This is a genomic window from Ochrobactrum sp. EDr1-4 (genome assembly GCF_049199085.1).
Classification (GTDB): Bacteria; Pseudomonadota; Alphaproteobacteria; order Rhizobiales; family Rhizobiaceae; genus Brucella.
The window spans coordinates 1-1,673 of sequence record NZ_JBLZOF010000026.1 but is presented as its reverse complement, the minus strand read 5'-3'; the positions used below and the strand labels follow the sequence as shown (position 1 = coordinate 1,673).

Below are 1,673 nucleotides of genomic sequence, written 5' to 3'. Positions count from 1 at the left end.
GCCGAGCGAACGGTCGACGGCTTATGGAATACCGTTGGCCAAATCCTTACGCTGTTCGAACCACAAGAATGCGCCAACTACTTCAAATCGTGCGGATATGACCCCGAGTAAAGCGGACACGCTCTAGTTGATTTTTCATAATAAACGTAACCTTTTAACGCAATACGCAAACGTCTTTCATCATATCTACCTTGCTCAAAACGGGGGAAGAGATAACGCGCAAACTGGCTTTTCAATTCACAAGTAGCACCAGGCTCGTGAACTTCTCTGAGAAGCCGTACAATCATGTTGATATTCGTGAAATCCAGAAAGGTGGAAGACATTATGCCATTCTCAGTTGGGGCCGACGCGTGGTGTTCATTCCCTGGTGCGCAAATACTTTTGGTGCAAATGCGGTGCCATTATCATATAGGATATTGATCCTTCTGCCGATCAATGACGAGGAAGGCGAGAGCGCGAAAATCCTCCGCAAGCGCGTCGCAGGATATTGGCCAGCGAGGTTCATTCTGTCGTTGTTGAGCGTTTTTGAGCTCATTTTGACTGGCAACATGCTCATCATCACGACTGGAGCAGAATTCGCGGCTTATGTTCTCTGCTCTGTCGATGGATTTGTTTTAAATGTTTATATCCTCACTCCCACTTGCCGCTTAGAGCGTCTTTACGAGTTCATCGCTACATGCGGTTGCAAGAGCGGGATCTGGCTGATCTGTTCCAAGCGGTGTCGCCCAGCCAGATTTTTCAATAAGCGACCTGCGCGAGTAAGTCGGCGCTGATTTAAATTCTGCGAGTATACTGGCCGCTGCCGGGTCCGCCTTCGATTTCTCGATGCAATAGGGGGTTAGAGCTAACGCCACCCCGTCTCTGAGAGAGGATGCTATCAGGTTTTGTGAGGTTCCCCCGGTGATCCATCCGCCAACAGTAAAACCGGTGATCATCGTCAAGGCAGCACCAGCTATTGCTCCGCCGACGGCGGGCTTAAGCCAATCCAACTTGTTCATTTGAGTATCCGATCTTTAATGATCGAGAGCGCTTAATTGCGCACTGAAAATCTACCTTATCACTCTTTAAGATAAAGCCTGCATCAATTCTCTCGATCTATATAAAAATTAAAATAAGTATTTAGATACACGTCTCGTGTAGAAAGTCATTTTCATAAATAAAAATCATTGATATTTATCGCTATTTTATTATTTAAAAGATATTTAACTGAATTAAGATGCAACAATAATCACTTTAATTGAAACTTAAAAAATAATAAATATAAATAATTTACGATATTTTCTTGCCGAGTTTTGCATATTACGCGTTTAGCACCGTGCCATGAACGAACCTTCCCGTTAAAAAATCGTCTTATCAATCCTCACTCTTCTGCGGGCGAGGGGTGACTGAAAGTCAGTCCCGATCATTTCGCGAGTGCTCTTTCAAACTCGGCCACAATCGCCTTGATCAGTTTTCCCGTGATCCTGCCCTTCTGCCAGAGCGCAGTCATCTCCACGCGTGACGGCTCCCAGTCCGGCAACACCCGCACGAGCCTGCCCGCAGTCATTGGACTTGCCCTGATTTAATGGAGAGGTTCTGTCACTAGTTTACGTTTTATCATCTCGAACTGGATCGGTGATTTATACCCGAGTGCAGAATGTCTGCGCACAGGATTATAGAAGCCGTCAATGTAT

Annotated in this window: 1 protein-coding gene and 1 pseudogene; one reads left to right on the top strand and one right to left on the bottom strand. The window is 45.8% G+C overall.

The genetic code is table 11. From position 1 onward, the window contains the following. A pseudogene (locus ACOZHT_RS24350) lies at window positions 1–111 on the top strand (IS630 family transposase); the annotation flags it as partial. 536 nt (window positions 112–647) lie between these two features. Here the strand turns inward: ACOZHT_RS24350 and ACOZHT_RS24345 are convergent. After that, a complete protein-coding gene (locus ACOZHT_RS24345; protein WP_339514404.1) occupies window positions 648–998 on the bottom strand; it encodes a hypothetical protein in 351 nt (116 codons plus the stop codon). Between the last annotated feature and the right edge of the window lie 675 nt (window positions 999–1,673).